Consider the following 7,267-nt stretch of genomic DNA (forward strand, 5'->3'; position numbering starts at 1 on the left):
TCCTGCTTTGAGAGGGACAAACGGGCGTAAACTTAAACGAATAAAAGACCGGCTCTACGTACCCGGTCTTTTTTAAGCTCACAGAACGAGACCTTCATTTACATGCCTGCAGCATCCGTAACGGCTTTAACAAAGTCGTTGGGGTCTTCCGCCGGTGGATTATGTCCGATATTGCCACTAAAAGTCCGATGCTCATATTTTCCGCTAAATTTCGCACGGTAGGTTTCTGGTGCAGGATGCGGTGCACCATTATCATCTCCTTCAATGGTGATCGTCGGAACGCTTATCACAGGCAGGGTTGCCAGTTTTTTCTCATAAGCATCATATTTATGTTCACCTTTTTCTAACCCCAGGCGCCACCGGTAGTTACTGATAGTGATCGCAACATGATCAGGATTATCCAGTGCTTTCGCCGTTAAATTGAACGTTGCATCACTGAATTTCCACCCTGGTGAAGCTTGTTGCCAGATCAGTTTAGCGAAGTCATGGGTATTTTTCGCGTAGCCTTCACTGCCGCGTGGGGTCGCAAAATAGAATTGATACCACCACTGCAGTTCAGCCTTTGGCGGAAGTGGTTTCTTACCCAACGCCTGGCTTCCAATCAAATACCCGCTCACAGAGACCAATGATTTCACTTTCTCCGGCCATAGCGCTGCAACGATATCCGCTGTACGGGCTCCCCAATCGAAACCGGCGAAAACAGCCTGCTTAATCCCCAGAGAATTCATTAATGACACGACATCTTCCGCCATGGCCGATGGCTGACCATTCCGGGGTGTAGTTGCCGAGATGAAACGCGTGCTGCCATAACCACGAAGATAAGGCACGATGACACGGTACCCTTTTTCCGCTAGTTGAGGTGCCACACTGGCATAACTATTAATATCGTAAGGCCAGCCGTGCAGCAAGATAACCACCTGGCCATCCTTGGGGCCGATATCTACATAGCCGACGTTCAATACACCGGCTTTGATCTGATTCACATTTTTAAAAGCAGCTGCATAGTCTGTTTCAGCTGCGGCAGCAGCCGATCCTGCCAGGGTCAAAAACAATGAAGCCATAAGTGATTTTTGAATGATTTTTTTCATTTCATTGATTCCATTTATCTGTTAATCGGGTTGATTGCTTAATAGCGCAGAAGCTGCACAGGTAACAGTTAAAACCGAATCGCTTCTGGGAATTTTGGCCCGGGTAACGATTCTTCCTTGTGGATATAACGCTTCCTGGAGAGCTACATTCCATGTGAGGAGATATCATGAGGTGGCACGGTAAATTCAACCGTTTTGCTGACAACAGGTTTGTGGGTAGGGTCTGCAAGGATGAGGGTAACTTTATGTTTGCCCGCAGGCAGGCCAACCAGAATTATTGGCTCTCCGCTGGTATCTGCCCAATGCCAGGGGTTGTCATCGACAATGACGTGAAGGTGACCGATCCGGGGTGTAACTTGTAGCGCTGCGGCGCCAAACACGGGTTCTATACGCAGGTTTTCGGTACGATATTGAATAAAGACCGCCCCTTTTTTTAACGGTCCGGGTAATGGCGGATCAACAATAAGTTTTGCAGGTGGCTGAGGGTGTTCAAGTGGCGCTACAGCAGCAAGACCCTCCAGGCTGGCTGCGCTGCGCCCCGCTAAACCTTCAGCCCAGGCGCAGGTTGCAGAAGTAAAGATAAGCAGAGGGATGATGATCATTTTACGGAACATGGTAGAAACTCCTATAAGCAAGCCATCCGGATGATGACCAGAGCCAACGCTTATAGAAGACCACGGCGATGTATAGGGCTTGTGTGCTAAACTGTCTTTATTGAATCAATGTGTATTGAGTCAAAGCTATATACATTAAGATACAAAGGGAATTTGAACTCCCCCAATGATACAAGCGACACGCATTTACACGATCCCTCGTCGAGACAGAAAACACCTTGACCTGTTCCCTGTTGATCAATACAACAAGATTCGAATCTTACATTCACAAGATTTGAGAAATGCAAACGTCCGCTCTTCGCTCATAGCAGAAGCAGTCGCCCTCCAGTCTGACACCTTCGTGCCCGCAGTGGGCGTCATTGTCCAGGTGAGCCAGCGCACAAACCGGCACGAAACTCTCCGACGTTAATTTACATAACCTCATGAAATTTAACAATGACAGGGCATTTGCCTAACTGTTCCAGGGCAAAAACACATAACCCAACCCCACCTCTGCTGCGTATACCTATAGCGGTGCTTTTTTCCCCTACAGGTGACGCATGACACAACAACACCCTGAATTCTCAGCCGATCACGAGGCGCATATCGCTTCCGCCATCGGCAAATTTTTCCGCCGCATTATTCCGATGCTGGCGCTGATGCTTATCGTCAATCAGATAGACCGCGCCAACATTGGCTTCGTCAAAGCCGAGCTGCAAACCGATGCCGGTATCAGCGCCGCTGCATTCGGATTAGGTGCGGGACTGTTCTTCATTGGCTATGCGCTGTTTGAAGTGCCCAGTAATATGATGCTGAAAAAACTCGGCGCTCGCGTGTGGCTCACCCGCATTATGATCACCTGGGGAATGGTGGTGGTGTTGACCGGTTTCGTCAGCACGCCGCTGCATTTCTATCTGCTGCGCTTCCTGCTCGGCGTAGCGGAGGCGGGCTTCTTCCCCGGTGTTCTGTTCTATTTCCGTCAATGGGTGCCAAATGCCTGGCGAGGACGGGCTACCGCGATGGTGCTGAGTGCCACAGCCAGCGCCTTTCTGTTCTCCGGCCCGCTAACAGGCGCAATCCTGATGATGCATGATGTGGGCGGTCTGGCGGGTTGGAAATGGGTGATGTTTATGGAAGGCGGCGGATCGATCGTGATCGGCTTGCTGGCGGCGTTTGTGTTGGTCTCTAAACCAGACGGGGCGAAATGGCTCAGCGATGCGGAAAAACAGGCGCTGGCGCTGCAACTGGCTATGGAAGATGCGGCTCGTGAAGAGCGTGCAGTAACCCAAGGTCGCTGGGGCTTGATCACCGATCGCAGCCTGTTATCCTACTGCCTGATCTTCTTCACCATGACGATGACCGGCTACACGTTGGTATTCTGGTTGCCGCAAATCATTCAACGTATCCAGGGGTTCAACAGTTTCGAAACCGGACTGTTGACCGCTATTCCATGGCTGTTTGCTATCGTTGCTCTGTTCTTGCTGGGCAAATCCACCGACAGATATCGCGATAAGCTGGATAAAGGGCTCGGGATCGCCATGCTGATCGCCGCCTGCGGCACCTTTATGGCCACGCTTGGCTCGCCGTGGTTTGGCTTTGTCGCGATGATTGTGGCCTGTATTGGTTCCAAGGTCAGCGCCGCATTCTTCTGGCCAATGCCGCAAAGCGAACTGCCCGCATCGATTGCCGCCCCGGGCATTGCGATGATTAACTCCATTGGCAACCTTGGCGGATTCTTCGCGCCTACGGTATTCGGCTACCTTGAAATGCACACCGGTAGCACCACCGGCGGACTCTACGCGCTGACCAGCGTGTCAGTGGTGACCGGCGTATGGCTGCTGCTGCGCCGCAAACCTGTTCCCCCCGCTTTAGGTCACAAGGAGAGAAACCATGTCAGACAGTCCAGTCATTAACTCCATGCGCATCGTCCCGGTTGCTGGCTACGACAGCATGCTACTGAACATTGGCGGTGCCCATAACTGCTTCTTTACGCGGATTATTGTGATCCTGACCGATTCTGCCGGGCATACCGGCGTCGGCGAAACGCCTTGTCACGCCTCCACCCTGCAGCTGCTGGAGCAGTTTCGGCCGCTGATTGAAGGCAGCTCGCTGCTGCGCCTTAACGCGACGCTGAGCCAGCTTTTTAATAGTGAGGCGCGTCAGCTGCAAACCTCACACACCAACGACATTCATATTCCGCAGATGAATCCGGAAAAGTTTTATAACGCCGCGGCAGCCATTGAAGCCGCGCTGCTGGATCTGCAAGGCAAGCTGTTTAACCTGCCGGTGGCAGATCTGCTTGCCAGCGGTAAACAGCGTGATCGTATTCCGGTGCTGGGCTATCTGTTCTATATCGCCGATCGCAAGCTCACCAATATGAATTATCGATCGGGAGATAAGGAGCAAGATGGCTGGTTCCGTTTGCGTCATGAGGCGGCGATGGACAGCGCTGGGGTGCAACGACTGGCCGAAGCGGCTGTGGAGCAGTACGGTTTTCGTGACTTTAAGCTGAAAGGCGGCGTGCAGTCAGGCGAAGTGGAAGTGGAGACGGTTGAAGCGCTACTGGCGCGATTCCCTGGTGCGCGGGTGACGGTTGATCCTAACGCCAGCTGGTCGCTGGATGAAGCGATTCGCTTTGGCAAACAGCTGGCGGGGAAGGTGCCGTATCTGGAGGATCCTTGTGGTGCTGAACAGGGCTATTCAGGCAGGGAAACGCTGGCCGAATTCCGTCGTGCCACGGGCGTGCCGGTCGCCACGAATATGATCGCTAACGACTGGCGTCAGCTGAATCATGCGCTGCAGCTTAACGCCATCGATATTCCGCTTGCCGATCCGCACTTCTGGACGATGCGTAACGCCAACGTGGTGGCGCAGTTGTGTAATGAATGGGGATTGACCACCGGCTGCCACTCCAATAATCATTTTGATATCTCACTGGCCATGGTGGCGCATCTGGGCGCAGCGGCGCCGGGCGATCGTCAGACCGCTTTTGATACCCACTGGATTTGGCAGGATGGCCAGCAACTGACGCATCAACCGCCGCAGATCCGCGATGGCTACCTGGAATTACCCCCGGGTCCAGGTTTGGGCATCGAGTTGAATATGGAACGCGTCGAACAGGCGCATGCGCTCTACAACGCGCTGCCGGATAAGAACCGTAACGATGCGTTGGGGATGCAATTTTTAATCGATAACTGGCGCTATGACGCCAAACGTCCGTCACTGGTTCGCTAAGGAAGCAACATGAATAAACTATTACGTGCGGCGACGCTGTTAGCCTCAATGGTCGCCAGCGCGCCACTGCTGGCACAAACTTTTGTCTACGTGTCTGAAGCCACTGATGGCAGCATCGCACGCTACTCGCTGAACGAGCAAACCGGCGCGCTGCAACTGCTGGGGCACACCAAAGCCAACGGAAAAGTGATGCCGATGGCGCTGAGCGCCGACCACAAACATCTGTATGCAGCCATTCGCAGTAAACCACTGCAACTGGTGAGCTGGAGCATCGACAGCAAAACCGGCGATCTCAGCCAATCCAATGCCGTGACCGCCGCTGCCAGTTATCCCTATATCAGCACTGACAAACAGGGACGCTTCCTGCTCGGTGCGTCTTATGACGGCGATATCGTGCACGTCTATCGGCTTGCCAGCGATGGCAACGTCATTTCACCCCCGGTCGGGAGTTACAAAACCGGTCACGCGGCGCATTCGGTGATTGTGGATGCCAGCGGGAAAGAGGCTTATGTCGGCAATCTTGGTACCGATCGCGTGCTTCAGCTGACCTTGAGCCCCGAAGGTGAGCTGAAGGCGTTGGGTAACGGCTACGTCAAAACGGCGGCAGAAAACGGACCTCGCCATTCGGTGCTCTCACCGGATAATCGCTATCTTTATAACATCGGCGAGATGGGCGGCATCATCACGCAGTTCCGTCGTGAAGCCAGCGGCGAGCTGGTAAAAGTGGCGGAGACACCGAACGCAGTGGCTGAAAAATACAAGCTGGAACACGGAAAAGAGCGTCCGGCTGACTACAGCGACCCCACACCGCGTATCTGGGCTGCCGATATTCGAATGACGCCGGATGGCCGTTTTCTCTATGTCAGCGAACGAACCAGCAGCACCGTTAGCGGTTATCAGGTGAATAAGGCGGACGGCAAACTGACGCTGATGGGTAGCTGGCAAGTTGAGAAACAGCCTCGCGGCATTGCGATTACGCCTGATGGTCGCTGGCTGATTGCCAGCGGTGAGAAGAGCGCGGTCACCGGTAGTTATGAAATCGATGCGAAAACCGGGGCGCTCAAGAAGGTAAGCGAAGCGCCTGTCGGGGGCGATGCAAACTGGGTGACGGTGGTGTCATATTAAGGCCGCCTGGTAGCGTGAAACTGACACAAGTCGCCCTGAGTGGCGACCTTACACTGGTCTACTCGATTGAGGATTCATGAATAAATCTCTGCTGACGCTGATCTGCTGTGTTTCTATTTCGTCTTGTCTGGCCCAGGCCGCAGACTGCCTTCCCCAGGATTTTGGGGGTAAGCCGGATGGCAAAACCCTGAATACAACGGCCATTCAACAGGCTATTCAGCAATGCAGTCAGCGCGGTGGGGGAACCGTTCAACTGTCGCCGGGGCTCTGGTTAAGTGGGCCGCTGCAACTGCAAAGCAATATCACGCTGCAGATTGAAAAAGGGGCAACGCTGCAAGCCAGCAATCAGGAAGGCAAATTTATCTCAGCGTTTATTGGGCATCCTGCCAAAGCAAATGAAGCCTTTATCTTCGCCAGCAATGTAAAAAACGTGGCTATTACGGGCGGTGGCACGTTGGATGGCGATGGAGAGAAAAGCTGGTGGCCTGAAGCCTTGAAAATCCGTGGCGAAGTGAGAGGGGGAAATAAAAAAGCCTTCACCGACCGCTTCCCAGGAATTCCATTGGCGAACGGCGTCCCTCGCCCATGGTTTGTAGAATTTAATGATGTCACCGGCGGGAAGATAGAATACCTGCACCTGACTAATTCTCCCATGTGGAACATTGTTATCCGCAATAGCGCTGATATTACGGTGAGCAACGTGAAGATTACCAATCCCGTCTCCTCGCCTAATACTGACGGAATGGACATTGTCTCTTCGAGAAATGTCACCGTTTCAAATATGGATATTCATACTGGTGATGACAATATTGCCATCAAGTCCGGGTTGGTCAACGGCACGGCAGCAGCCTCGGAAGACATCACAATCCACGACTCTATAATGCGTGATGGTCACGGTATTTCGGTGGGCAGTGAAACCGCTAACGGTATCGGCAAGGTCACAATCAGCCGCGTCACTTTCCTGAATACCGAAAATGGCGTTCGCATTAAATCCGCCAGAGACAGAGGCAACACAATAGGCCCTCTTATCGCCAGTCACCTCACCATGACCAATGTGAATACGCCGATCCTGGTGACCAACAGCTACAGCGGCCAGGCGGGAGCGCAAGCTCACTCGCTGATCCAGCCGATTGAAACGGCCCCAGTAACGGCGTCAACGCCGAAAATCAAAGGCATAACCATTTCCGATCTGATGGCGACCAAAGCGACTTACGCCATGATTTTCAG

6 protein-coding genes are annotated in these 7,267 nt (G+C 53.1%); 4 read left to right on the top strand and 2 right to left on the bottom strand.

Translation table 11 applies throughout. From position 1 onward, the window contains the following. Positions 1-98: 98 nt before the first annotated feature. Both WCC56_RS05185 and WCC56_RS05190 read right to left on the bottom strand, forming a co-directional pair. A complete protein-coding gene (locus WCC56_RS05185; RefSeq protein ID WP_424691358.1) occupies positions 99-1,061 on the bottom strand; it encodes an alpha/beta fold hydrolase in 963 nt (320 codons plus the stop codon). 170 nt (positions 1,062-1,231) lie between these two features. Continuing rightward, positions 1,232-1,702 carry a DUF6130 family protein gene (locus tag WCC56_RS05190; protein ID WP_424691350.1) on the bottom strand — a complete coding sequence of 157 codons (471 nt, stop codon included), beginning with the start codon at positions 1,700-1,702 and terminating at the stop codon, positions 1,232-1,234. A 539-nt stretch (positions 1,703-2,241) separates the two neighbouring features. Here WCC56_RS05190 and WCC56_RS05195 point away from each other — a divergent pair. From WCC56_RS05195 to WCC56_RS05210, 4 genes are all read left to right on the top strand, one after another. After that, the gene (locus WCC56_RS05195) at positions 2,242-3,594 is read left to right on the top strand and encodes an MFS transporter (RefSeq protein WP_424691351.1); all 1,353 of its coding nucleotides are present in this window, start codon (positions 2,242-2,244) and stop codon (positions 3,592-3,594) included. Next, positions 3,572-4,915: an enolase C-terminal domain-like protein gene (locus WCC56_RS05200; RefSeq protein WP_424691352.1), complete on the top strand. Its 1,344-nt coding sequence runs from the start codon at positions 3,572-3,574 to the stop codon at positions 4,913-4,915. The genes WCC56_RS05195 and WCC56_RS05200 overlap by 23 nt, the downstream gene beginning before the upstream one ends. Positions 4,916-4,924: 9 nt before the next feature. Next, a complete protein-coding gene (locus tag WCC56_RS05205) occupies positions 4,925-6,040 on the top strand; it encodes a lactonase family protein (RefSeq protein WP_424691353.1) in 1,116 nt (371 codons plus the stop codon). A 76-nt stretch (positions 6,041-6,116) separates the two neighbouring features. Beyond that, the coding region (locus WCC56_RS05210) for a glycoside hydrolase family 28 protein (RefSeq protein WP_424691354.1) at positions 6,117-7,267 on the top strand (1,151 nt) is incomplete at its 3' end.

This window comes from Erwinia sp. (assembly GCF_049696395.1).
Taxonomy (GTDB): domain Bacteria; phylum Pseudomonadota; class Gammaproteobacteria; order Enterobacterales; family Enterobacteriaceae; genus Erwinia.

Bases quoted from the DNA above. Each gene is read 5' to 3' on its own strand.
- WCC56_RS05185 (WP_424691358.1), bottom strand. From the start codon at position 1,061: ATGGCTTCATTGTTTTTGACCCTGGCAGGATCGGCTGCTGCCGCAGCT.
- WCC56_RS05190 (WP_424691350.1), bottom strand. From the start codon at position 1,702: ATGTTCCGTAAAATGATCATCATCCCTCTGCTTATCTTTACTTCTGCA.
- WCC56_RS05195 (WP_424691351.1), top strand. From the start codon at position 2,242: ATGACACAACAACACCCTGAATTCTCAGCCGATCACGAGGCGCATATC.
- WCC56_RS05200 (WP_424691352.1), top strand. From the start codon at position 3,572: ATGTCAGACAGTCCAGTCATTAACTCCATGCGCATCGTCCCGGTTGCT.
- WCC56_RS05205 (WP_424691353.1), top strand. From the start codon at position 4,925: ATGAATAAACTATTACGTGCGGCGACGCTGTTAGCCTCAATGGTCGCC.